The organism is Ruegeria sp. CF1 (assembly GCF_056537445.1).
Genome location: NZ_JBQFRN010000009.1, coordinates 66,256 through 90,950, shown reverse-complemented (window position 1 = coordinate 90,950; position 24,695 = coordinate 66,256). Strand labels below are relative to the sequence as shown.

The 24,695-nt window shown below is 57.7% G+C and carries 24 protein-coding genes; 17 read left to right on the top strand and 7 right to left on the bottom strand.

What is annotated here, in order from left to right; genetic code table 11:
• Positions 1 to 2 precede the first annotated feature (2 nt).
• From ACRZ96_RS15655 to secA, 3 genes are all read right to left on the bottom strand, one after another.
• Positions 3 to 1,559, bottom strand: coding sequence for a phosphate ABC transporter substrate-binding/OmpA family protein (locus tag ACRZ96_RS15655; RefSeq protein WP_480772199.1), 1,557 nt, complete (start codon positions 1,557 to 1,559; stop codon positions 3 to 5).
• 25 nt (positions 1,560 to 1,584) lie between these two features.
• Positions 1,585 to 2,502, bottom strand: a complete 918-nt coding sequence (locus ACRZ96_RS15650; RefSeq protein WP_480772200.1) for a hypothetical protein — start codon at positions 2,500 to 2,502, stop codon at positions 1,585 to 1,587.
• A gap of 100 nt (positions 2,503 to 2,602) precedes the next feature.
• Positions 2,603 to 5,320: a preprotein translocase subunit SecA gene (gene secA, locus ACRZ96_RS15645; RefSeq protein ID WP_480772201.1), complete on the bottom strand. Its 2,718-nt coding sequence runs from the start codon at positions 5,318 to 5,320 to the stop codon at positions 2,603 to 2,605.
• Positions 5,321 to 5,495: 175 nt separating this feature from the next.
• Here secA and ACRZ96_RS15640 point away from each other — a divergent pair, with 175 nt between their 5' ends.
• The 3 genes from ACRZ96_RS15640 to mutT are packed head-to-tail and all read left to right on the top strand — an operon-like array spanning position 5,496 to position 7,970.
• Positions 5,496 to 6,344, top strand: coding sequence for a peptidylprolyl isomerase (locus ACRZ96_RS15640; protein WP_170399297.1), 849 nt, complete (start codon positions 5,496 to 5,498; stop codon positions 6,342 to 6,344).
• Between the two features lie 4 nt (positions 6,345 to 6,348).
• Positions 6,349 to 7,575, top strand: a complete 1,227-nt coding sequence (gene argJ / locus ACRZ96_RS15635; RefSeq protein ID WP_170399294.1) for a bifunctional glutamate N-acetyltransferase/amino-acid acetyltransferase ArgJ — start codon at positions 6,349 to 6,351, stop codon at positions 7,573 to 7,575.
• Positions 7,572 to 7,970 carry an 8-oxo-dGTP diphosphatase MutT gene (mutT, locus tag ACRZ96_RS15630; RefSeq protein WP_223117286.1) on the top strand — a complete coding sequence of 133 codons (399 nt, stop codon included), beginning with the start codon at positions 7,572 to 7,574 and terminating at the stop codon, positions 7,968 to 7,970. Before argJ ends, mutT begins: the two co-directional genes overlap by 4 nt.
• Before the next feature lie 16 nt (positions 7,971 to 7,986).
• On the opposite strand, the gene ACRZ96_RS15625 is transcribed toward mutT, so the two are convergent.
• Positions 7,987 to 8,496: an LCCL domain-containing protein gene (locus ACRZ96_RS15625; protein WP_170613516.1), complete on the bottom strand. Its 510-nt coding sequence runs from the start codon at positions 8,494 to 8,496 to the stop codon at positions 7,987 to 7,989.
• Positions 8,497 to 8,685: 189 nt separating this feature from the next.
• Between ACRZ96_RS15625 and ACRZ96_RS15620 the strand changes: the two genes are divergently transcribed.
• The 10 genes from ACRZ96_RS15620 to ACRZ96_RS15575 all read left to right on the top strand — a co-directional run bounded on the left by ACRZ96_RS15620 (position 8,686) and on the right by ACRZ96_RS15575 (position 19,580).
• Complete coding sequence (locus ACRZ96_RS15620) at positions 8,686 to 10,629, top strand: AMP-binding protein (RefSeq protein ID WP_480707540.1); 1,944 nt, start codon at positions 8,686 to 8,688, stop codon at positions 10,627 to 10,629.
• A gap of 75 nt (positions 10,630 to 10,704) precedes the next feature.
• Entirely contained in the window at positions 10,705 to 11,523 is an 819-nt protein-coding gene (locus tag ACRZ96_RS15615) for an ABC transporter ATP-binding protein (protein ID WP_170426283.1), read from the top strand.
• Between the two features lie 29 nt (positions 11,524 to 11,552).
• Entirely contained in the window at positions 11,553 to 12,539 is a 987-nt protein-coding gene (locus ACRZ96_RS15610) for a branched-chain amino acid ABC transporter permease (protein WP_170408767.1), read from the top strand.
• A 3-nt stretch (positions 12,540 to 12,542) separates the two neighbouring features.
• Entirely contained in the window at positions 12,543 to 12,800 is a 258-nt protein-coding gene (locus ACRZ96_RS15605) for a hypothetical protein (RefSeq protein ID WP_170408766.1), read from the top strand.
• Positions 12,801 to 12,803: 3 nt separating this feature from the next.
• Positions 12,804 to 13,880 carry a branched-chain amino acid ABC transporter permease gene (locus ACRZ96_RS15600; RefSeq protein ID WP_170408765.1) on the top strand — a complete coding sequence of 359 codons (1,077 nt, stop codon included), beginning with the start codon at positions 12,804 to 12,806 and terminating at the stop codon, positions 13,878 to 13,880.
• 73 nt (positions 13,881 to 13,953) lie between these two features.
• Positions 13,954 to 15,237 (top strand): ABC transporter substrate-binding protein, encoded by a 1,284-nt coding sequence (locus ACRZ96_RS15595; protein ID WP_170408764.1) that lies wholly within the window; start codon positions 13,954 to 13,956, stop codon positions 15,235 to 15,237.
• Positions 15,238 to 15,309: 72 nt separating this feature from the next.
• Positions 15,310 to 16,143 carry an ABC transporter ATP-binding protein gene (locus tag ACRZ96_RS15590; protein WP_170399269.1) on the top strand — a complete coding sequence of 278 codons (834 nt, stop codon included), beginning with the start codon at positions 15,310 to 15,312 and terminating at the stop codon, positions 16,141 to 16,143.
• A gap of 19 nt (positions 16,144 to 16,162) precedes the next feature.
• Positions 16,163 to 17,380 (top strand): acyl-CoA synthetase family protein, encoded by a 1,218-nt coding sequence (locus tag ACRZ96_RS15585; protein ID WP_170426281.1) that lies wholly within the window; start codon positions 16,163 to 16,165, stop codon positions 17,378 to 17,380.
• Positions 17,381 to 17,486: 106 nt separating this feature from the next.
• Positions 17,487 to 19,151, top strand: coding sequence for an ABC transporter permease (locus tag ACRZ96_RS15580; RefSeq protein WP_170515416.1), 1,665 nt, complete (start codon positions 17,487 to 17,489; stop codon positions 19,149 to 19,151).
• A gap of 78 nt (positions 19,152 to 19,229) precedes the next feature.
• Complete coding sequence (locus ACRZ96_RS15575; protein WP_480707521.1) at positions 19,230 to 19,580, top strand: DUF2794 domain-containing protein; 351 nt, start codon at positions 19,230 to 19,232, stop codon at positions 19,578 to 19,580.
• Here ACRZ96_RS15575 and ACRZ96_RS15570 read toward each other — a convergent pair.
• From ACRZ96_RS15570 to ACRZ96_RS15560, 3 genes are all read right to left on the bottom strand, one after another.
• Positions 19,577 to 20,314 (bottom strand): C40 family peptidase, encoded by a 738-nt coding sequence (locus tag ACRZ96_RS15570; protein ID WP_480707522.1) that lies wholly within the window; start codon positions 20,312 to 20,314, stop codon positions 19,577 to 19,579. The two genes, ACRZ96_RS15575 and ACRZ96_RS15570, sit on opposite strands and share 4 nt — an antisense overlap.
• Complete coding sequence (locus ACRZ96_RS15565; RefSeq protein WP_480814833.1) at positions 20,311 to 21,693, bottom strand: leucyl aminopeptidase family protein; 1,383 nt, start codon at positions 21,691 to 21,693, stop codon at positions 20,311 to 20,313. Before ACRZ96_RS15565 ends, ACRZ96_RS15570 begins: the two co-directional genes overlap by 4 nt.
• A 64-nt stretch (positions 21,694 to 21,757) precedes the next feature.
• The gene (locus ACRZ96_RS15560) at positions 21,758 to 22,147 is read right to left on the bottom strand and encodes a hypothetical protein (RefSeq protein WP_170399254.1); all 390 of its coding nucleotides are present in this window, start codon (positions 22,145 to 22,147) and stop codon (positions 21,758 to 21,760) included.
• A 213-nt stretch (positions 22,148 to 22,360) separates the two neighbouring features.
• Between ACRZ96_RS15560 and ACRZ96_RS15555 the strand changes: the two genes are divergently transcribed.
• The 4 genes from ACRZ96_RS15555 to ACRZ96_RS15540 all read left to right on the top strand — a co-directional run bounded on the left by ACRZ96_RS15555 (position 22,361) and on the right by ACRZ96_RS15540 (position 24,557).
• Positions 22,361 to 22,840, top strand: a complete 480-nt coding sequence (locus ACRZ96_RS15555) for a phosphoribosyl-AMP cyclohydrolase (RefSeq protein ID WP_170399250.1) — start codon at positions 22,361 to 22,363, stop codon at positions 22,838 to 22,840.
• Between the two features lie 86 nt (positions 22,841 to 22,926).
• Positions 22,927 to 23,463: an SRPBCC family protein gene (locus ACRZ96_RS15550; protein ID WP_170819244.1), complete on the top strand. Its 537-nt coding sequence runs from the start codon at positions 22,927 to 22,929 to the stop codon at positions 23,461 to 23,463.
• 105 nt (positions 23,464 to 23,568) lie between these two features.
• The gene (locus tag ACRZ96_RS15545; RefSeq protein WP_480754937.1) at positions 23,569 to 23,826 is read left to right on the top strand and encodes a hypothetical protein; all 258 of its coding nucleotides are present in this window, start codon (positions 23,569 to 23,571) and stop codon (positions 23,824 to 23,826) included.
• 38 nt (positions 23,827 to 23,864) lie between these two features.
• The gene (locus ACRZ96_RS15540) at positions 23,865 to 24,557 is read left to right on the top strand and encodes a M48 family metalloprotease (RefSeq protein ID WP_480814822.1); all 693 of its coding nucleotides are present in this window, start codon (positions 23,865 to 23,867) and stop codon (positions 24,555 to 24,557) included.
• Positions 24,558 to 24,695 lie beyond the last annotated feature (138 nt).

Below are 24,695 nucleotides of genomic sequence, written 5' to 3'. Positions count from 1 at the left end.
GGTTATCGGATCCAAACTTCGACCCGACGATTCACCTTGCGGCCCCATTCGGTGTCGTCGCAGGCCATCGGCATGGCCTCGCCAAAGCCCTCGACACTGATTTCGATGCTGTCGGGGAGGCTGGTTTCGACCGATGCCAGCACTGCGTTTCGGACGGTTTTGGCTCGCTGCAGGGCAATACGTGAATTGGCGACCGCCGCGCCCTCGCCGTCACTAAACCCAACAAAGATCAATTGACGCGCCTCCAACGTTCCGCTCTCCAAAGCTTGCGCAAGGTTCAAGATGTTTGACCGGGACTGCGCATCGGGTCGCGACGACCCCGGTTCGAACCGAAAGGACAAAGATAGCCGCGAAAGTGGACGGAGAGTTTCGATCATGCGCTGCAACTCTTGCAACCCGACCTCAACTCCACCGGTGCTGATCGCATTGGCCAGCCGATCGCCTTGCAGCCCAACCTGGATTGTTTCAAGGGATTGATCGACAAATCCGGCTTGCCGGATGACCATCTGTGCGGCGCTGCTTTGGGTATAGGCCAAAAACTGTCGCGCGACTTTGGGCAATCGTCTTTGTGGCAAATAGAAAAACATGGGTGAGGTCAGCGGATAATCTTCGGTCTTGACCGATTGCCGTGTTGCCGACAGGGCATGTCCGCACCCACCGGTCAGAGGCAGGGCGCGCACAGTCCCGGCCTCGGCAAGACTGGCGACGCCGAGCGCGAACGGGTCGTTCGAGACCGTGCGCACCAGATTGCTGTTTCGATCGTGGCGCGTGATCTGAGCGGTCATATGTGCGTTGGCAGGTGCTAACAGCAAATCCTCGACCGCCTGATCCAGCCCGGAACCGACCTGTGGCAGATGCAGAGAGATCGGCGCATCAGGCCCACCGAGATCGCCCCAATTTGCGACCTCGGCGGTGAAAACCTTCACCAGATCAGCAAGCGATATCTGGCGCACGGGATTGTCGGCCGACACGATTGGCACGATTGCATCCAGAGCCAAGACACGCGACCGGCGGGTTTGCGTCAGATCTCCGAGCCCAGCGGCTCTGGTCAACTCCAGTTCGTCTGATCGAATTTCCCGCTGCGCCAACACGACATCTGCGGTGTTCTCAACCAGATCGATAAAGCCGTCAGCCGTATCCGTTGCACGAAATATGAACCTCGCCAAAGGCGCCTGCCGATCAGGCTGATTCAGGGCGTAGACCCGCAGGTCTCCGGTGCCCTCGGGCTGTGACAGGGTTAACCCTTCCTCGATGGCAAAGCCCTGTGCAAGCGCGGGCAGCAGTGTCTCGGCGATCACTGATGAGCCAGAGAAACGAACTTCGGCCACAAAATCCGTCAGGTTGGGGCAAGCTGGGCCGTCGCAGGTGACCCCCGATCCATCGACCGTCAGCTCTCCGAATTGCGTATCGACACGGTAGAATTCACCGTCGTAACCAAGAAGGGTGCCGACCACCTCTACCTTGCCGTCATGCGAGGTCAAAGTGATGTCCTGCGCGAATACGCTTTGTGCCAAGGATAAGGCAAAAAGCGCGGCGAACGCCGCACGAAGAATGTTCATTGGAAACCGTAGATCTGCCTGCTGCTTATTTGGCAGCGATTGTCAGGTCTGAGAACAGATTATTCAACACCAGAAAATCGCCAGCTGCCTCACAACCGGGCATATCCAGCGACAGGTCGCGTGAGCGGAGCCGTTCCGCGCGCCATTCCAATGATTGCACGTTTAGGGGCTTGCCGCAATTTGCTTCAGTGACCTCAGTTTCAACCGACAGTGTGATACTTCCGGCCTCGGTTGCGGTCTCGATGGGGTATGAATAAACCTCGATATTGCGCGCGACGTCCGAACCGCCCTGACCCAGATGGATCACCGAGCCCGAGCCGCCGGTCTGGGACCCGGACCACACGTGGCCTTCTTCCCCGTAACCTGCGCCGAATTCCAGCGCATGAAGCTGCAGATCGGTTTCGCCCTGCCACTGCAAGGCAACCCGGTTGAAGCTGTTGATCTCGGGCACATGCGTCGTCGCAACGGTGCCTTTCTCATCCGGCAGCGAGATCAGGAAAATAGCGTATTCCGACAGCGCCGGGATGGTCAGGTTCAAGCCGCCAAGCGCATCGGTCTCGGTGCTGAAAACCAGCCCGTTGTGATGAACCTCAATGATCTCATTGGCGTGGCAGGGAGCCTTGACCCGCAGCCGTACGTTGGCGCCGGGCACAGCCATGGCGCGCGCGCTCATATCGCAATTCGAAGGCAAACGGCTGGTTTCTTGCGCCGGGCGCGTGGATTGAGATAGATCCTTGGGACGCGCTTCTGTCGGGGAAGAAGAGGTCAGGACAACGCTTTCCAGACCGGTCAGGTCCGAGTCCTGCTCCGAGATCGAAGCGACGCGTTCACCGCTCGGCTCAGCATTGGGTTGCTGCGCCGATCCGTTTTGCATCAAATATCCAATGGCCAGAGCGCAGGCAACGGTTCCGCCCGTGGTCACGTAGTTCTTAATGACAAACAAGACACCCTCCCCAGTTGAAGGAGCGATTCGCAATTTGCTTCCCAATCAAGGCCAATATGTGGCCGTGAGGCGGACTCATTGTGGTGGAAAGCAGGTGACGTTAAGTCAACCTGCCGTGGCAATGTTTGAATTTTTTCCCCGAGCCACAGGGGCAAGGATCATTGCGTGACGGGTTCCCCCAAGTCGAAGGATCATCCTCAACAAAACCCGGACGACTGTCACCAGACGCTTCGGCTTCGGCGATCGCCTCGGCATTCCCGGCAGCTTGATCCACAGCTTTCTGCGCCTGTGCCTGTTGCGCTGCCATCTGCGCGAGCATTTCCTTCTGTTCTTCTTCGCTCAGCGGGCGCACGCGCGACAATTGCTGAGTGACGGTTTCGCGCAAGGAATCAAGCATCCCTTCGAACAGCTGGAAGCTTTCGTTCTTGTACTCGTTCAGCGGATCGCGCTGTGCATAGCCACGGAAACCCACGACCGAGCGCAGATGTTCCAGCGTCAAAAGATGTTCGCGCCATTTGCCATCGATAGTCTGCAGCAGAACCTGCTTTTCGATGTTGCGCATGTTTTCCGGGCCAAACGCCACGGCCTTCTGCGCCATCATTTCATCGGCGGCCTTGATCAGACGTTCGCGGATTTGCTCGTCATCTACGCCTTCCTCGGCGGCCCAGTCCTGAACCGGCGCATCGATGGTCAGCTTCTCTTTGACCGCTTCGTGCAGACCTTCTGTATCCCATTGATCTGCATATGATTTTGGCGGCATGAATTCGTCGATCATATCGTCGATCACCTGCTCACGCATATCGGACACGACATCCGACAGATCATCTGCTGACATGATTTCACGCCGCTGGCTGAACACGACTTTCCGCTGATCGTTCATCACGTCGTCGAATTTCAGAACGTTTTTGCGCATGTCAAAGTTGCGACCTTCGACCTTGGATTGCGCCCGTTCCAGCGATTTGTTCACCCAGGGGTGAATGATTGCCTCGCCCTCTTTCATGCCCAGCGTGGTCAGGACCTTGTCCAGACGTTCCGAACCGAAGATGCGCATCAGGTCATCTTCCAGGCTCAGGTAGAACACGGTGCGGCCCGGGTCACCCTGGCGTCCCGAACGCCCGCGCAGCTGGTTGTCGATCCGGCGGCTTTCATGACGTTCGGACGCCATTACGTAAAGACCACCGGCCTGCAGCACCTTTTCCTTTTCTTCCGCGTGCTTGGCTTCTTCTGCCGCACGCAAGTCGGCCGGGTCAGCCTCGGGGTTTTCGGCCAGCGCCTGCAGCACCTTCATCTCGACATTGCCGCCCAGCTGAATATCGGTGCCGCGGCCCGCCATGTTGGTGGCGATGGTCACCGCGCCAAGACGGCCTGCATCGGCCACTATCTGCGCTTCCTGTTCATGCTGGCGGGCGTTCAGAACGTTGTGCTCGATTCCCTCTTTGTCCAGCATCTGGCTGATCACTTCGGACTTTTCGATCGACGTGGTACCGACAAGAACCGGCTGACCTTTTTCACCGGCCTTTTTGACCTGTTCAATAATGGCACCGTATTTTTCGGCTGTCGTGCGATAGACCTGGTCGTCTTTGTCCTCACGCGCGATTGGTTTGTTGGTCGGAACCTCGACCACACCCAGACCATAGATTTCCTGAAATTCTTCCGCCTCGGTCAGCGCAGTGCCGGTCATGCCGGACAGCTTGTCATAGAGGCGGAAATAGTTCTGGAATGTCACGCTGGCCAGCGTCACATTCTCGGGCTGAATCTGTACGCCTTCCTTGGCTTCGATAGCTTGGTGCAGACCCTCCGACAAGCGGCGGCCCGGCATCATCCGACCGGTGAATTCGTCGATCAGCACCACATTGCCATCCCGAACGATATAGTCCTTGTCCCGTTGGAACAGTTTGTGCGCGCGCAGGCCCTGATTGACGTGATGCACTACAGTGGTGCTTTCGGGGTCGTACAGCGAATGCCCTTCGGGCAGCAGACCCGCTGAAAGCAGTTGCTGCTCCAAAAACTCGTTGCCTTCATCGGTGAACGTCACGCTGCGGCTTTTTTCATCGAGCGAGTAATGATCGTCCTGCAGCGTCGGGATCACGGTATCGATGGCAGTATAAAGGTCCGATCGGTCTTGTGCCGGCCCCGAGATGATCAGCGGCGTCCGCGCCTCATCAATCAGGATCGAGTCGACTTCGTCGACGATCGCGAAATTGTGGTGCTTCTGATAGACCTGTTCCAGATCGGCCTTCATGTTGTCGCGCAGATAGTCGAAGCCCAACTCATTATTTGTGGCATAGGTGATGTCACACTTGTACGCCGCCATCTTCTCGGCATCCGGTTGGCCCGACCAGATCACACCGGTCGTCATGCCAACGGACGCAAACACCTTGCCCATCCATTCCGAGTCGCGCTTGGCCAGGTATTCGTTCACCGTGACCACATGCACGCCCTTGCCGGTCAGTGCATTCAGATAGGCGGGGAAGGTGGCGACCAGGGTTTTGCCCTCACCCGTTTTCATTTCCGAGATGTTGCCCTGGTGCAGGAACAAACCACCCATCAACTGCACATCAAAGGCCCGAAGACCCAGGGCGCGCTTGGCCCCTTCGCGGACATTGGCAAATGCTTCCGGCAGCAAGTCATCCAGCTTTTCACCGTCCAGCGCTCGTTTGCGCAGCTCAGCGGTTTTCTCGATCAGGCCATCGTCGGTCAGGATCTCGAACTCCGGCTCCAGCGCATTGATCTTTTCGACCAGCGGGCGGGCCGCCTTGATCTTGCGGTCGTTCGGTGTTCCGAACACCTTTTTGGCGAGCGTTCCGAGTCCCAGCATGTTCACTCCAGCGGATCTGTTTTTTCTTGGTTGCGACAGGCTTGCCCACCTTGCGCGCAGCCCCTAGATACGGGGGGTGAAAGGCGGCCCTGTCCAAGGCTTCAAAGCGATGTAAGGGGCAGGTTCCACAGTGTCAACGCTGCGCCCTGTCGCGGCAAAGAAATAGGATAGTTCCATGCCCAAAGGCCTCACTTTTCTGCCATCGCTTGCGCTTGCTGCCGTGATGGCGTTGCCGCTGGCCGCCCAGGACGCACCGGATGCCAACACCGTGGTTGCCCGCGTGAACGGCGACGAGATCACATTGGGTCACGTCATCGCCACCGCCTCGGCGCTGCCGGCGCAGTATCAGCAGCTTGAAGATGAGGTGCTATATGATTTCATCCTCGAGCAACTGGTCCAGCAGCACCTGCTGAGCCTTGAACAGGAAGAGCTGAATACACTAAACGCCCTTCGACTGGAAAACGAAACCCGGTCCCTGCGCGCCGTACAAACCGTCGAAGCGCTGACAGCCGCCAGTGTCACTGATGAGGCCATACAGGCCGCCTATGACACGCAATTCGCCGAGTTTCAAGGCGAAGACGAGTTCAATGCCAGCCACATTCTGGTCGAATCCGAGGACGAAGCCAAAGCTGTCAAAGCCCAACTTGAAGAAGGCGCAGATTTCGCTGAGCTAGCGAAAGAAAAATCCACAGGACCCTCTGGCCCCAATGGCGGTGCGCTGGGCTGGTTCGGCAAAGGCCAGATGGTGCCCGAGTTTGAAGGTGCCGTGCTTGGCCTTGAAAAGGGTCAGGTCTCGGATCCGGTGCAAACCCAGTTTGGTTGGCACGTGGTCACGCTGAACGACAAGCGCAAGACCGAGGCCCCCGAATTGGCGGTCGTGCGCGATGAATTGGCTCAGACCATTCGGCAAGAAGCAATTCAGGCCAAGATTGACGAGTTGACGCAGCAAGCGCAGATCGAGCGTCCCGCGCTCGAGGGCGCCGGCCCCGAGGTCATGCGCCAGCTGGAGCTGCTGCAGGAGTAACCCCGTGGCCACGATAACCAAGGTTTCACCGCTGGCCCCGGCGGCCTTCCCCGAATTGCCCGCGATCGACGGTGTGCGCTTCGCCACTGTCGAGGCTGGTGTCCGATATCAAGGCCGCACCGATGTGATGCTGGCCGTTCTTGATCCGGGCACCTCGGTGGCCGGAGTGTTCACCCGCTCGGCCACCCGTGCGGCCCCCGTTCTGGATTGTCAGGACAAGATCGGCGGGCCCGGCGACGGGCCTGCAGCGATCCTTGTGAATTCGGGCAACGCCAATGCGTTTACCGGCCATTACGGGCAGACCTCAGTGGCCGAGGTGACGCAAGCCGTCTCCAAAGCTACCGGTGTTGAGGTAGATCGGGTTTTTACCTCGTCGACCGGTGTCATCGGCGAGCCGCTGCCCCATGACCGCATCGTTGCACAGCTTGAGGCGTTGAAGGCGGGCCTCAGCCGTCACGCGATCGAGGACGCGGCGCGCGCGATCATGACCACCGACACCTTCCCGAAGGGGTCGTCGGCGCAGGTCGATATTGGCGGCCAAACAGTCTCTATTGCGGGGATAGCGAAGGGTTCCGGCATGATCGCGCCCGATATGGCGACGATGCTGGTTTATATCTTCACCGACGCTCAGATCGAGCAGACAGCGCTGCAGGCGATGCTGGGCGCGCAGACCGACCGGACCTTCAACTGCATCACTGTGGATAGCGATACCTCGACATCCGACAGCCTCTTGCTTTGCGCCACCGGGGCATCGGGCGTCGATGCCACCGGCAATGCCGCTTTCGCGCAAGCGCTGGAAACAGTGATGTTGGACCTTGCGCAGCAAGTGGTCCGCGACGGCGAAGGGGCCACGAAATTCGTCGAAATTCGTGTGACCGGCGCCGCCACGGATGCTGATGCCAAAACCCACGGGCTGGCTATCGCCAACTCCCCGCTGGTCAAAACCGCCATCGCGGGCGAGGACCCGAATTGGGGCCGCATCGTCATGGCCATCGGCAAATCCGGTGCTGCTGCAGACCGCGACCTTTTGAGCATATCGTTCGGAGACATCCTTGTGGCTGAAAAAGGCTGGGTCAGCCCCGACTACCGCGAGGAAGACGCTGCGGCCTATATGAAAGGTCAGGATTTGGTGATCGCAGTCGATCTGGGACTGGGTCAGGGCGCTTCCACCGTCTGGACCTGCGATCTGACCCACGGATATATCGAGATCAACGCGGATTATCGCTCGTGAAGACAGTATTGGTGTCTGCTGTCGCTCTGATCGACATCGAGGGCCGCGTCCTACTGGCCCAACGCCCCGAAGGCAAATCCATGGCCGGTCTCTGGGAATTCCCCGGCGGCAAGATCGAACCCGGAGAAACCCCCGAGGCCGCCCTGATCCGCGAATTGCACGAGGAACTGGGCATCGACACCTGGGCCTCGTGCCTCGCGCCGCTGACCTTTGCCAGCCACAGCTATGACGATTTCCACCTGCTGATGCCGCTGTATGCCTGCCGCAAATGGGAGGGGATACCGCAATCGAAAGAAGGACAGGCGCTGAAATGGGTGCGGGCGAATGATCTGAGGAACTACCCGATGCCTGCGGCAGATGTGCCGTTGATCCCGATTTTGCGGGATTGGCTATAAGCCCTTAAAAAAGACTCTAATCTGACTCAACTGGCAAAACGACAAAGCTTGGCAAATCACTGTGGTGCATGTCATTGCTGAACATATCGTTACGAAGGCAACCGACGTATTCTGCTTGAGGTTCCCTTTGTTCGATCCGGACTGGCCCGCCCTCACGCGTAGCAATTCCCGCATGCACCGCGGCCATACAAATGTTGCTCCACCAAGCGTACACTTCGCATCCCTGTACATTGAACGGCCGTATCCGTTGCGCCTCTTTTGTGCACATGCACTCAATGGGTAAGTCAAGTTCACCAATATGGCCGGGGCAATCCTGTAACTCATCGGCTGAAATCGGTCGACTCCCGCTACCAGCGATCACAAAAATCGCGATGGCCACAAATATGATCTGCTGAGCTCTATGCATTATCAATTCTATCACGAACTCACGCATTGCCCAAAGAAACGCGGAGGTTGTATTCGCTTTTGGCAGCGCTGGTTTATCCAGTTCAACGATTTTTACATCTTGTACAACTCGGAACTTCACTCCTCCGCCCCTGTTACAATTCGTAAGAATTGAGAAAACATCAGGCAAAACTTGACGCTGATCGTTACGACGTCCCTTATCGGGGCATTGGCGTTCGGGCACCATCCCGAACCCGCCATTTTCGGCCCGGGGAGGGGTCGGATGGGGAGGAGAAAAAGATTGGCTCAGACGCAGTCGGGCGCTGAAGGGATGGACTCTCTTCCGGCGCTATTACACCGCAATGTGACCCAGTTCGGGGATGCCCCGGCCTATCGGGAAAAGGAATTCGGGATCTGGCAATGCTGGACCTGGGCGGAAGCCGCCAAAGAAATCCGTGCCATCGCGCTTGGGTTTCTAGAACTTGGCGTTGAAAAGGGTGACCATATTGCTGTGATTGGTCGGAACCGTCCCGCCCATTACTGGTCGATGGTTGCCGCTCAGATGGTAGGCGCGGTGCCGGTGCCTCTGTATCAGGACTCGGTCGCCGAAGAGATGGCCTATGTGCTGGAACATTGCGGCGCGAAATATGTGGTCTGCGGTGATCAGGAGCAGGTCGACAAAGTCATCGAGATTCAGGAAAATCTCCATCAGGTCAAACACATACTTTATACCGACAAGCGCGGGATGCGGAAGTATGACCACTCGCAGATGAACGCGCTTGAGGACATCATGGCGGAGGGCAGCGCCGGTCATGCACGGTTTGACGCCGAACTGGACAAGCGCATCGCTGCGATCACCTATGACGACACCTGCGTAATGCTCTATACCTCGGGCACCACGGGCAAGCCCAAGGGCGTGGTGCTGTCGAACCGGAATGTCATCGAGAGCGCCAAGAACTCGGCCGAGTTCGATCGTCTGACCCGGAATGAAGATATTCTCTCATACCTGCCGATGGCGTGGGTTGGGGATTTCATCTTCTCCATCGGTCAGGCCTATTGGTGCGGTTTCTGTGTGAACTGCCCCGAAAGCGCCGACACGATGATGACCGACCTGCGCGAGATCGGGCCAACCTACTTCTTTGCTCCGCCGCGTGTGTTCGAGACGCAGCTGACCAATGTGATGATCCGGATGGAGGATGCGGGCAAGCTGAAACAACGGATGTTCCACCACTTCATGGCGCATGCCAAAAAAGTCGGTGGTCTGTTGCTGGACGGCAAGCCGGTGGGCTTTGGCGACAAGCTGAAATACGCACTGGGTAACCTGCTGGTTTACGGTCCGCTCAAGGACACTTTGGGCTACGGTAGGTTCCGTGTTGGCTATACAGCGGGCGAGGCGATTGGGCCGGAAATCTTTGATTTCTATCGCTCTTTGGGCATCAACCTGAAACAGCTATATGGTCAGACCGAAGCCACCGTGTTCATTACAGTGCAACCGGATGGGGAGGTACGGGCCGATACGGTCGGCGTCCCCGCACCGGATGTTGAGCTGAAAATCGACGATAAGGGTGAGATCCACTATCGCTCGCCCGGGGTGTTTGTTGAATATTACAATAACCCGGACTCCACAGCTTCGACCAAAGATGCCGAAGGCTGGGTCGCCACTGGGGATGCCGGGTTCATCGAGGAGAACTCGGGCCATCTGCGGATCATCGATCGCGCCAAAGACGTGGGCAAGATGGCCGATGGCTCGATGTTTGCGCCGAAATACGTCGAGAACAAGCTGAAGTTCTATCCTGACATTCTTGAGGTCGTGCTGTTCGGTAACAGCAAGGATCGCTGCGTAGCCTTCATCAATATTGACCTGACAGCTGTCGGAAACTGGGCCGAACGTAACAATGTGGCCTACGCGTCCTATCAGGAGCTAGCGGGTCATCCCCGTGTGTTAGAGACGATTCGGAGCCATGTGGAAGAGGTGAACAAGTCGGTTGCGGCGGATGAAATGCTGTCGGGCTGTCAGGTGCATCGTTTCGTGGTTCTGCATAAGGAACTGGATGCGGATGATGGTGAAATGACCCGGACCCGCAAGGTGCGGCGTGGGTTTGTCGAGGACAAATTCAGCGACATTATTGCGGCGTTGTACGACGGGTCGTCGAGCGTTTCGACCACGACTGAAGTGACCTATGAAGATGGTCGTAAGGGATCGATTTCTGCGACGTTGGAAATTGTCGATGCGCCAGTGGTTCCGGTCGCGCAGCACAAGGTGGCGGCGGAATGAGTGGGCTGACGCGCGCCGCTCGACCTGCGGTCATCGCCCCGCCCGCCGTCCCGTTTTTGTGTCAGGGAGGTTCTGATGCTGGATAACTCCGAAGGATATGTCACCGAAGACGGCCGCAAGATCGGCGGTGTGGTGATGGAGATGAAGAACATCACCCTGCGCTTTGGCGGCGTGGTGGCGATCAAGGATATCTCGTTCGACATCCGTGAGGGTGAGATCCGTGCGATCATCGGGCCAAACGGGGCGGGTAAGTCCTCGATGCTGAATGTGATCTCGGGCTTTTATGTTCCGCAAGAGGGTGAGGTTTGGTTTCACGGTGCCAAACGCCCGCCGATGCGGCCCTTTGAAGTAGCCCAGCAAGGGATCGCGCGGACGTTCCAGAACATTGCCTTGTTTGAAGGGATGAGCGTTCTGGACAACGTCATGACCGGGCGTTTGGGTTTTATGAAGACCAATATTCTTCAGCAAGCGCTGTGGAAGGGCAAGGCCGAGGCAGAAGAGACCGAGAATCGCGAGGCGGTCGAGAAGATCATTGATTTCCTTGAGATTCAGCACATCCGCAAAACGCCGGTGTCCCGGCTGCCTTACGGGTTGAAGAAACGCGTCGAACTGGCGCGCGCGCTGGCAGCGGAACCGAAACTGCTGCTGCTGGATGAGCCGATGGCCGGGATGAACGTCGAAGAGAAAGAGGACATGAGCCGCTTTATCCTCGACGTGAATGACGAGTTTGGCACCACGATTGCGCTGATCGAGCACGATATGGGCGTGGTAATGGATCTGAGCGACCGTGTGGTTGTGATGGATTACGGCAAAAAGATTGGTGACGGCACCCCGGATGAGGTGCGCAACAACCAAGAAGTCATTGATGCCTATTTGGGGGTCAGCCATGACTGAGGTCCGGGCAGAATTGGGGAGGGGCTGGCATGCCTGAACAATTAATCTTCGCGATGGAGGTCATCCTCAACGGTCTGATGGCTGGGGTGCTGTATGCGCTGGTCGCGCTGGGCTTTGTGTTGATCTACAAGGCGTCGGGGATTTTCAATTATGCCCAAGGGGTTATGGCCCTGTTTGCGGCGATGACGCTGGTCGGAATCATGAACGGGCAGGTGCCTTTTGCGCACCTGATCAACGCGACTTTCGGCACGCACGTCTATAATTTTGGTTGGAATGTGCCCGCGTTGCTTGCGATTATTCTGACCATGGCCGTGATGGTGTTGCTGGCCTGGTGCGTGCAGCGGTTCGTGATGCGCCATCTGGTCGGACAGGAACCGATCATCCTGTTCATGGCGACCATCGGTCTGGCCTATTTCCTTGAGGGCGTCGCCGACCTGATGTGGGGGTCCGAGATCAAGACGCTGGATGTGGGTCTGCCGCAGGGTATCAACCTGTGGATTGACGAGACGACTTTTAACATCTTCGACTACGGTTTCTTCATCGACAATCTGGACATCGTGGCCACGATCATCGCAGCACTTCTGGTGGCGGCTCTGGTCGCGTTCAGCCAGTACACCAAGCAGGGTCGGGCGATGCGTGCGGTGGCGGATGACCATCAGGCGGCGCTATCGGTCGGGATTTCGCTGAACTTCATCTGGATCATGGTCTGGTCGGTCGCCGGGTTTGTGGCGCTGGTCGCGGGCATCATGTGGGGCACCAAATCGGGCGTTCAGTTCTCGCTGTCGCTGATCGCGCTGAAGGCGCTGCCGGTGCTGATGCTAGGCGGATTCACCTCGATCCCCGGAGCCATTGTCGGTGGCCTGATCATCGGTGTGGGTGAGAAACTGTTCGAGTTCGCCATCGGCCCAATGGTTGGCGGTGCGACTGAGAACTGGTTTGCCTATGTATTGGCGCTGATATTCCTCGTGTTCCGACCTCAGGGCCTGTTCGGCGAGAAGATCATCGAGAGGGTGTAGGGCGTGACCAAGCTGATTGCTATCATCAACGTGATCGCATGGGCGGGGTTTTGGGCTTTCGGCTACATCGCCCTGACATCGAGCGATCTGACCGAGGGCCAACTTGTGATCGCTGTAATTCTGGCCTTTGCCGGGCTGGTCATGGGCATCCTGGCTTACATGAAACTGGTGCGCGCTTCCGAGGCCACCGGATATGCCAAAGGGTCCAATCAACTGGACGCCGCTGCCCGCAATCGGGCGCAGGAAGAATGGGGAAAGTAAGACATGTTCTATCGTGAGGCCGGGGATTTCAAAACCTCATATATCGCCGACAGCCAGACTTTCCCGATCAAGTTTGACCGGTATCGGTACTATGTCGTTCTGGCGGTGGCGTTTGGAATAATTCCGTTCATCATCAACGATTATTGGGCCAATGCGCTGCTTCTGCCATTCCTGATCTATGCCATCGCTGCGATCGGGCTGAACATTTTGGTGGGCTATTGCGGGCAGGTCTCGCTGGGCACCGGCGGGTTCATGGCAGTGGGGGCCTATGCCTGCTACAAGCTGATGACGGCCTTTCCCGATGTTAGCATGTTCATCCATGTGATCCTAGCCGGCGGCATCACCGCCATTGTGGGTGTCCTATTCGGCTTACCATCACTGCGGATCAAAGGCTTTTATCTGGCGGTTGCCACGCTGGCGGCGCAGTTCTTTCTTGTGTGGCTGTTTAACCGGGTGCCGTGGTTCTACAACTACTCGGCCTCGGGCCAGATCAATGCGCCGGAACGCGACGTATTTGGGATCATCATCACCGGCCCGAATGCTCCGGCATGGGCGACTTATCTGTTCTGCCTGATCTTCCTGACCGTCTGCGCGATCATCGCGCGTAACCTGACCCGCGGCACCACTGGTCGTACCTGGATGGCAATCCGCGACATGGACATCGCGGCCGAGATCATCGGGGTGAACCCGCTCAAGGCCAAGCTGACCGCCTTTGCTGTCAGTTCGTTCTTCGTGGGCGTGGCCGGCGCGCTGTTCTTTGCGGTCTATCTGGGCGCGGTCGAGGTTGGAGAAGTGTTCGGCATTCAAAAATCGTTCCTGGTGCTGTTCATGGTGATTATCGGCGGATTAGGGTCTATTTTTGGGTCCTTTGCCGGTGCCGCCTTCCTCGTGCTGCTGCCAGTCGTTTTGAAACTGCTTGGCGTCGATCTGCTGGGCTGGCCCACAGATATCGTGGCGCACCTGAACCTCGTAATCGTCGGTGCTCTGATCATCATGTTCCTGATCCTCGAACCGCACGGTCTGGCGCAGCTCTGGCGTGTGGCGAAAGAGAAACTCAGACTCTGGCCGTTCCCGCACTAAGGACCGGCCCAACGAAAAGACGGGTGTGAAACCCGAAACCCAACATCGGATCAACCAAGGGAGGAGACACCCGATGAAAAAGAAACTGGCAACCCTGGCGCTGGGCGCCGTGATGGCCGCAGGTCCGGTCATGGCCGACCTCGTATTCCCGTCGCTCAGTTACCGGACCGGGCCTTATGCGGCCGGCGGTATCCCATTTGCGGACGGATATGCCGACTACTTCACACTGCTGAACGAACGCGATGGCGGTATCGGCGGTGTTGCGGCCAACGTGATCGAATGCGAGACCGGATATAACACGGAAAAAGGCGTGGAATGTTATGAATCGACCAAGGGCGAAGGTGCTTTGGTCTATCAGCCCCTGTCCACCGGCATCACCTATCAGTTGATCCCTAAAGTGACCGCAGACGGCATTCCGCTGCACACGATGGGTTATGGCCGCACCTCGGCGGCGAACGGTAAGGTGTTCAGCAACGTGTTCAACTATCCTGCCAACTACTGGAACGGGGCGTCGGGCGCGATCAACTATCTGCTGGACGAAAACGGTGGCGACTTGAGCGGCAAGAAGATCGCGCTGGTCTATCACAACTCGGCCTATGGCAAGGAACCGATCCGTACGCTGGAAACACTGGCTGAAAAACATGGCTATGACCTGACCCTGCTGCCGGTCGACCACCCCGGTCAGGAGCAGAAGTCGCAGTGGCTGCAAATCCGCCGGGAAAAGCCCGACTATGTGATCATGTGGGGCTGGGGCGTTATGAACCAGGTCGCCGTGCAAGAAGCCGCCAATATCCGCTTCCCGATGGAGAACTTCATCGGCGTCTGGTGGTCCGGGGCCGAGTTTGATGTTGAGCCTGCGGGTGATAAGGCCACCGGCTACAAAGCGCTGACCTTCACCGGTCTGGGCGACGACTATCCTGTCTATGACGACCTGAAGAAATATGTCGTCGATGCGGGCAAAGCTGCAGGCGCCGGTGATCAACTGGGTACGGTGCAGTACAACCGCGGCCTCTATGCTGCGATGCTGGCCGCAGAAGCAGTGAAAACCGCGCAAGAGATGCACGGCACTGCCGAAATCGACGCATCGATGATGCGCGATGGCATGGAGGCGCTGGAGATCACCAACGCCAAGATGGAAGCGTTGGGTATGGCCGGTTTCGGACCTGAATTCGCGGTCTCGTGCGAAAACCACGGCGGCCCAGGCCTTGTCGGCGTTGTTCAGTGGGATGCAGCGGCGGGTACCTGGAACTCGATTCAGGGCTTCGAACCGACTGACGCTGAGGTCATCAACGCACTGATCGACGAAGACTCGGGCGCATATGCTGCTGAGAACAATATTTCTCAGCGCTGCGAATAAGGTGCTCTGAACCAAACGGGGCGGCGGATCGCTGCCGCCCCGAACCCCACACTCGCACAAGGACACGCGCTGATGTTGGATGCGGCACAAACCACTGACGTGCAGGCGGAAACCCTGCTTGAGGTCAACAATATCGAGGTGATCTACAACCATGTGATCCTTGTTCTGAAAGGCGTTAGCCTGACTGTGCCCAAGGGCGGCATCACAGCCCTACTGGGTGGCAATGGTGCGGGAAAGACAACCACATTGAAGGCCGTGTCGAACTTGCTGCATTCGGAACGGGGCGAGGTCACCAAAGGCTCGATTAAATATCGCGGCGAGGGCGTGCATGAAAGCGACCCGGCTGCCTTGGTTGAGAAGGGCGTCATTCAAGTCATGGAAGGCCGCCACTGTTTCGAACACCTCACAGTCGAGGAAAATCTGCTGACCGGTGCCTATACCCGGAAGGACGGGTCTGCCGCGATCCAGCAGGACCTTGAATTGGTTTACAATTACTTCCCACGCTTGAAGGAACGCCGTCGTAGTCAGGCCGGTTATACTTCGGGCGGTGAGCAGCAGATGGTGGCGATGGGCAGGGCTCTGATGTCGCGCCCCGAGACCATCCTTCTTGATGAACCCTCAATGGGTCTGGCTCCGCAACTTGTCGAAGAGATTTTTGGCATCGTAAGGGACCTGAACGAGAAGGAAGGCGTGTCCTTCCTGCTGGCCGAGCAGAACACAAATGTGGCTCTAAGGTTTGCTCATTACGGTTATATTCTGGAATCTGGCCGCGTGGTGATGGACGGCCCCGCCGCTGAATTGCGCGAAAACCCGGACGTAAAGGAATTTTATCTCGGCATGTCTGACGAAGGCCGCAAGAGCTTTCGAGACGTGCGCTCATACCGCCGCCGCAAGAGATGGCTGTAAGCGGGTGGAGGATATTTCAATGACCTATTTTGATAAGCTTGAAACCCGATCCGCTGACGAGCGCACCGCTGATCACGCGCGCGCCTTGCCAGAACAGATTGCCCGCGCGCAAAAAGCGCCCGGATATGCCGGCATTCTGTCCAACGTGGACGCCGGCACAGTGACAGACATGCAGGCGCTGGCACAACTGCCGGTTCTGCGAAAATCCGATCTGACAAAGGCGCAGGGCACCCGACCTCCGTTTGGAGGGTTCACCGTCAAACCGGCGCGGAATTTCCAACACGTCTTTCAATCTCCGGGTCCGATTTACGAGCCCGGCAGCACTGATCACGACTGGTGGCGCATGGGCCGGTTCCTGAATGCAGCCGGGGTTGGTCCGGGCGATATCGTTCAGAACTGTTTTGGCTATCACCTCACCCCCGCGGGCATGATCTTTGAAAGCGGCGCGCAGGCCGTTGGCGCGTCGGTCCTGCCTGCAGGTACAGGTCAGACCGAGTTGCAGGTGACCGCTGCGCGCGATGTGGGTTGCACCGCATATGCAGGTACGCCCGACTATCTGAAAGTCATTCTGGATAAAGCCGAAGCCATGGGCGTCGCGCTGAAATTTTCCAAGGCCGTTGTGGGTGGCGGGGCGCTGTTTCCAAGCCTACGACAGGATTACGCCGATCGGGGCATCGTCTGCCTGCAATGCTACGCGACCGCTGATCTGGGCAACATAGCTTATGAAAGCCCTGCGATGGAGGGTATGATCATCGACGAACACGTGATCGTTGAGATCGTCACCCCCGGCACAGGAACCCCGGTTGCACCTGGTGAAGTAGGTGAGGTGGTTGTGACCACGCTGAACCCCGATTACCCGTTGATCCGTTTTGCCACCGGTGATCTGTCGGCGATCATGCCCGGAGAGTCTCCGTGCGGGCGCACAAATATGCGTATCAAAGGCTGGATGGGTCGCGCCGATCAGACCACCAAGATCAAGGGCATGTTCGTCCGCCCCGAACAGGTGGCCGCGCTGGTCGACAAGCATGATGAAATCGTCAAGGCGCGTGTCATTGCGGCGCGACAGGGCGAGATGGATACCATGACCGTTCAGATCGAAAGCCCCTGCGAGAACGATGGTGCCTATGCAAAATCGGTGGTCGAAGTCCTGAAACTGAAAGGCGCGATTGAAGTTGTGGCGCCGGGCTCTTTGCCCAAAGATGGCTTGGTGATCGAGGATCAGCGCGTTTATGAATAGGGATCTGTGGCAAACATTGCCGCAGTTTTTGTTAGTGGGCCCACTGGTGTTTCTTAGAGTTTTAGTCGATTAAAGGCAGACCCTATGGGATTCTCAGTCAGACGCGATGGCCGAAGTCGAATATTCAGAACACGGAACGCATAACCGCGGCGCCCTAGGCACACGCTTTGTGGGCGGCATTGCCTATGTCGTGGCAGCCGCCTGTCTGTTGCCAATGGTGGCGGTTGTTCTGGCGGCGGTGACCGGTGGCACCGACACAATTTCCCATTTGTTAGAGACTGTTTTGCCTGGCTATGCGCTGACCACGGTGATCCTGGTGGTGCTGGTCGCAGCAGGGACGTTTTCGATTGGCGTCGGCGCTGCGTGGCTGGTCACGATGACCCGCTTTCCCGGAGTGCGGTGGCTGGAAATCGCTCTGGTCCTGCCGCTGGCCTTTCCGGCTTATGTGCTGGCCTATGCCTATACCTTCATTCTGGATCACCCCGGAATCGTTCAGACCACGCTGCGGGATGTGACCGGCTGGGGCCCGCGCGACTATTGGTTCCCCGAGATTCGCTCGACCGAGGGCGCGGCGGTGATGTTGATCCTGGTGTTGTATCCCTATGTCTATTTGCTGGCGCGCGCGGCATTTCTGCAGCAAAGCGCCACGGCCTTTCTGGCGGCCCGGGCGCTGGGCAATGGCCCCTGGCATGCCTTTTGGCGCGTATCCCTGCCGATGGCACGCCCGGCGATTGCGGGGGGCGTCTTGCTGGCGGTTATGGAAACCATCGCCGATTTTGGCACAGTCGCCTATTTCGGAGTGCAGACTTTTGCCACTGGCATCTACACAAGCTGGTTTTCCATGGCTGATCGCGCTGCTGCGGCGCAACTCGCCCTTTGTCTGTTGGGTTTTGCGCTTGTCATGGCCGTGGCCGAGCGGACACAGCGCGGCAAGGCCAAATACTATCAGGCAGGCAAGCGCCACGCAGGTCTGCCAGCGGCGCAACTCAAGGGATGGCAATCACTCGCGGCATTTCTGCTATGCGCAATTCCCGTCCTGTTCGGATTCCTTCTGCCTGTGGTTATCCTTGTGCAGATGGGGTTGGAATCCGAGCAGAACCTGCTGTCGCGCCGATATATCGGGTTCATACAGAACTCGCTGACACTGGCGGGGGCCGCGGCGGTTATCACCGTCAGCGCGGCGATTTCGATAGGATTCTTCCAACGCCTGCGCCCCGGGCGCGGGTCCGCCATGGCGGCTTATGTGGCGCGGTTGGGCTATGCAGTGCCGGGTGGCGTGATCGCCGTGGGGCTGATCGTCCCCTTTGCGGGATTCGACAACGCACTGGATGCGTGGATGCGCCAAACCTTTGGTATTTCGACCGGACTGCTGGTCACTGGATCCATCTGGTTGTTGATCGCGGCCTATATGGTGCGCTTTTTGGCCGCCGCGCTCAGCGCCTATGAAGGTGGGCAGAGTACCGTTCACGCCAATATGGATGCCGCCGCGCGGTCACTGGGTCAAACCCCGTTAGGAACGCTGCGCCGGGTACATCTGCCGATCCTTACGCCTTCATTGCTGACGGCACTGTTGATTGTCTTTGTGGATGTGATGAAAGAGCTGCCCGCGACCCTGATCATGCGGCCTTTTAACTTCGACACGCTAGCAGTGCAGGCCTATCGTCTGGCCTCGGATGAGAGGCTTGAAGGTGCAGCGGTCCCGTCGCTGGTTATTCTGGCTGTCGGGTTGCTGCCGGTGATCTTGATTTGCCGTCAGGTTGGGCGCAGATAGCGGGCGGGCGATCCAAAAATACAACACCTTGATGCCAGTGGGCTTGATTCGACGGCGATTTCCGGCAAGGCTTGTCATATGAACATGCAGCCTCCCAGCCGGTTCGGGTCCGGCTCTGCCCAGATGCCGGTCGCGTTTGACCGGCGCGAGATGTCTCAAATCCTGTCTGTTTATGGCCGAATGGTTGCTGCCGGTGAATGGCGCGACTACGGAATCTCGAACCTGCGGGATATGGCGGTATTTTCGATTTTTCGGCGCACGGCGGAACATCCCATCTACAGGGTCGAGAAGCACCCGCGCCTGCGGCTACGTCAGGGCATGTATTCCGTGGTCGGCATGGATGGGCGTATTTTGAAGCGCGGGCACGATCTGCGCTCGGTTCTGAGGGTTCTGGAACGCAAGCTTATCCGTGCGGTTGACCTGGATTAGAGCCTTTTATGCGCTGTAACCGGCCCGTCGCCCTGGGCGGCGATCCGGGCAATCGCCTGATCCATCGGTTCGAGCGCAACGGCCATGTGATAGGCGTTGGCGTGAAGTAGAAGGTTTTCGGCGGCAACCCAGGCAACATGGCCTTTCCAGAACAGCAAGTCTCCGCGCCGTGCGGGATCGCCCTCGGGCACCGATCCACCAACTTCGCGTTCCTGATCGCCGCTGTCTCCGGGACAAGGAACGCCGCAGGCGAGCAGTGCGAGCTGCACGAGGCCCGAGCAATCCAGCCCGAATCGACTGTTACCACCCCAAAGATAAGGGGTGCCGAGAAAAAGTTCGGCCGCGGTAACGGGATCGGTCAGCAGGGAATAGGCGGGCACGGCATGCACCCCCGGAATGAACCCGATTGGCGTTTCCAGAAACCCGCCCTCCTCAGACAGAGCCCTGATTTTACTGCCAAAGCTAAGAGAGGTCAGATCGCGGCTTTTTATATCGGGCTTCTGATAGGCATGGGTCGAAGCGGCGACGATCCAGTGAGTCTGTGGCTCAATTGGTCCCAGATCGTCCGTCGCCACCCATCCGGTATAGCCGTCCTTGCTGGCTGAGATCTTGCTCCAGCCGTTTTGGTCGTCCAAAACAGTGACCGTGTCGCCGAACAACAATTGCCGGTCGCGCGGACCGTCAGGGTGGCGCAGCAGGTCTATGACCGGTTGAATGATGCGCGCCTGAGTCATAGGCCAAGGATCTCTGGCAAAGCCCCCAGGAGGGCACGCGGGCCTTGGCCCAAACCACCCTTGCTGCGACCGGGTTCCTTACTGCGTTGCCACGAATAGATGTCAAAATGCATATAGCGACTTTCGGCAGCGAACCGGCGCAGGAACAGTGCCGCGGTGATAGAGCCTGCAAATCCACCAGAAGGCGCATTGTCGAGGTTAGCGATGCCGGGTTCGATCATCGCTTCATAGGGGTCATGAAAAGGCATACGCCAGACCGGATCAGCGGCAGCCCGGCCAGCACGCGCCAGCACGTCGGCGGCTTTGTCGTCATCGGTATAAAACGGGGCCAGATCAGCGCCCAATGCAACCCGGGCCGCGCCAGTCAAAGTGGCCATCGAGATGAGCAGGTTTGGCGCCCCTTCATGCGCCAGAGCAAGGGCATCGGCCAGCACCAACCGACCCTCGGCATCAGTGTTGTTGATCTCAACCGTTAGCCCATTACGCGCCGTCAGGATGTCGCCGGGGCGGAAAGCATTGCCCGCTACTGCGTTTTCGACCGCCGGGATCAGGACCCGTAATTGCACTTTCAGATCCAGCGCCATGATCATACGGGCCAGACCCAGCACATTGGCCGCTCCGCCCATATCTTTTTTCATCAACCCCATCGACGCACCGGGTTTCAGATTCAGGCCGCCTGTATCGAAACAGACCCCTTTCCCAACTAATGTTAGTTTTGGCCCTTGATCGCCCCAGTTCATCTCGATCAGACGCGGGGCCTGTTCGGCAGCACGCCCCACCGCGTGGATCATCGGAAAATTCTGTTCCAGCAACGCATCGCCTGTGATGACCGAGATGTCTGCACCGTGTTCCCGTGCCTGTGCCTCAACCGCGTGTTGTAATTGCACCGGGCCCATGTCCGAAGTGGGTGTGTTGACCAGATCCCGTGTCAATGCCTCGGCATTGGCCATGATTTCGATCCGCCGGGCATCTATGCCCTCGGGCTCAATAAGCGTGGCGTTGGCCGGGCTTTGCGCGGCATAGCGATCAAAGGCATATCCCGTCATCAGCCAGCCCAGGCATTCAGCCTCAAGCACATCTGCGGGAACGCCCGAGGCGATATGATAGGTGCCCTTGGGCAGCGATTCTGCGGCAGCGGCTAGCGGAAATCGCTTGCGTACCCGTTTTGCCGCGCTGCCATATCCCGCCAAGGCAAACTGCGGATTACCATCTGTGCCGGGCACCAGAAGTGTTTGACCCAGAGCTCCGGAAAACCCATCGGCCGCAACCCAAGCTCGGATATGATCCGGCTGATCGGTCAGCCAGCTTTCAAAATTTGATTGCTCTAACACATGTAGTGGCAGCGATGGGTCGGAGGCAGGGGCGAAGGACAGGGTCATGCGTGTCTCGGCTGGTTGGATTTTCGCCCAGACTATCTGTCTGCGGCGCACTCGCAACCCCCTCTCAGACAGATAGATCTTGTTGGTCCCAGACGGCAGTCAGCGATCGCTCGCCCACCCGGATCAGGCGGCTCAGAGTCGCCCCTGTCGCGACCGCATCGCCAGCGTCGACAGTACAGGCTACATCGCCTGCCACACGTGCCAGTGCTGTCATGCCGATTTGCTCGGATATGGCTACGAGAGATTTTGCGCATTTGCGCAGCCCGGCCCAATCGCGTTGCCGCCAAAACCGTTCACAATTCGACAGCCGCAACGCCAGTTCTTCAACCGTGCGGCACAGCACGTCCATCGCGTTGGTGTCGCCAAGCTGATTGTACAGGCTGCTCAGGCGGTCCGGGTCCAGACGCACGGGTTCTTTCTGTTCCAGTGTGATAATCTTGTCCACCACATTCACCCCAATTGAAATGCCCCCACGGCACTGTCAGAGATTGGCGGCAAATACTTTGCAAAACCTTGCACCGGTTCAAAAGAATGGGTCGAATTTTCTGAGAATTCAGGCTTCCACGCGGTTCTGTGGGCAAAACCGGGCGAGAGTCCGGTCACGCCTCTTGCGTTGACGCTCACTTGCTGCCAGTACCATAGAAACCGGACAGAGAAGGACAGGATCATGCCGATTACCACTGACGAGCTGGCCGCTGCCCGTACCGCCTGGGGCGATGGGTTGATTGCGATCTCCAAAGCTTTTGAAGACGGTGGGATCGATGCGGCCCGTTCCGTTGCCGAGGGTGTTCTGGATGCGGCATACGGCTATAATCTGGGTCCGGTCCTGTTCAAACCAACTATGGCGTCCGGAGATCAAACCTTTCGCCCGACTCGCCACGGTGCACTGGCCTATTTTGTCGGTCACGATGCCGAATTTCCGCTTGATGGCGGTTTCGGAATCAAGGGTTGGCGCGAAATGGCAAGTGAGACATCGGCCAGCTTCGTCGAAGGCGATGTCGCCATGTGGATGGGCAAGGTCATTCTGACGGATAGCCAAGGTAACATCACGCAAGTCGACAAAAGCTTCGGCTACAAAAAAGACGCTGACGGAGTGCTTCGCATCGTGCTGCACCATTCGTCGCTGCCTTACCAGCCACCGGCCTGATCCTGCGGGTCATACGATCGGGCCTCTGAAATTACGTCGATTTTTTGATATGTTTCCGATGATGTTTTCAGAATCGGATCGAACTCATGAAATTGATCAAACGTATTCTCGTCACCCTACTGGTGATCATTCTGGCGCTTGTCGGAGTGTCTTATCTGCTCCCCGGAAAAGCCGAAGTGTCCCGCAGCATCACAATCGACGCACCAGCCTCGGCGATCTTTCCCTATGTGAATTCGATGCAGGAGACCGAGAAATGGTCCCCCTGGCTGTCCCGAGACCCCGAAACCAAGCTGAGCTATAGTGGCCCGGAAGCGGGCGTCGGAAACACGCTGAACTGGGCCTCGGACAACCCGCAGGTGGGAATCGGCTCGCAGGAAATCACCGAGAGCACCACGGATCAGTCTGTGCAAACTGCACTGGATTTTGGCCCGATGGGGACAGCCACCGCCTCGTTCCATTTGCGGCCAGAAGGATCAGGCACACAGGTTACCTGGGGATTCGTATCCGACCTTGGTATGAACCCCATGTCCCGCTGGATGGGCCTAATGATGGACAATTGGGTCGGCGGAGATTACGAGCGCGGGTTGGAGAATTTGAAGACGCTGGTTGAGGGACAGGGGTGAAGGATCAGGCAGGAGGCATCTCTCTGATGACTGCTTTGAGGCCATACCAGAAACGATTGATGAACTGTACGTGCGCTCATAGCAGTCCATTTGCCGCGCAGGAGTTTGAGTTCAAGCCATCGTGCAGCGCAAATAGCCGCCGCTGATGCGGTGTTCAACTCGGTTCAGGCCCATACGGAACGGGGCGTGGATCGTTTGGTCCTTCGCTTCAATGCCATTTGTAGTGCCTACCATTTTGACGACAGCTTAATCGGGGCGACCACCGACAACCCGTCTGTTATTGAATATCAAATCGTGAAGACCGTAGGTTCGAATGTGCAAGTTGGTTTCTCGAAAGCCACAGATTCGATTTTGATGCTCTGAACATTTGGAAAGGTGTGTTTATGAGGCGAACGGTATTGATGTTAGCTGTTTTGGCATTAGCGGGATGCGCTTCAACCACCACTCCTCCATCAGCACCTATTCCAAACCCCGGTCGCGCGAGCGCGCCCGTCAGTTCACAACAGGCACAAATAAGGTTCCGTCAGGTCGCCTCACGAATAGAACCTGTGGCAGAACGAGAATGCCTCCGCCGCACTAAGAATGTGAATTGTGATTTTTTGATCCGCATTGATCCAGACAAAAAAGCACCCTCAAACGCGTATCAGAGTTTAAGCAAGTCGGGGCGCCCCGTTATCACAATGACTCAAGCGCTGATACGGAATGTAAACAACACTGACGAACTTGCATTTGTTATGGCGCATGAGGCCGCTCACCACATTCAAGGGCATTTGGCGCGACAGGCCCAAAATGCGGCGGCTGGTGCGGTGCTTTTGGCCGGTCTAGCAACAATTGCGGGGTCGGGGCCGAATGACATTGCCGCAGCACAAGACATTGGAGCCTTTGTTGGCGGCCGCAGCTATTCAAAGAACTTTGAATTGGAAGCTGATCGACTAGGCACTGTAATAGCCTACAAAGCGGGTTATGATCCTCTCAAGGGTGCGCTGTACTTCGCACGAGTTCCTGATCCTGGTGATCGCTTTCTGGGGACGCATCCCCCAAACTCTCAAAGATACTATGCGGTAAAAGCGACAATGTCCCAGATCGGTGGCTAACCAACTGGTGCTGGATAGGCAATGGCAACGCATGCACAGGGCGGCTTTGCCCCGCAATATTGCCATCTCTGCCCGTCCACAAAATAATAAACCCCACTGGCGGTACAGCGGGGTTTAATAGAGTCATAACCAACTGGC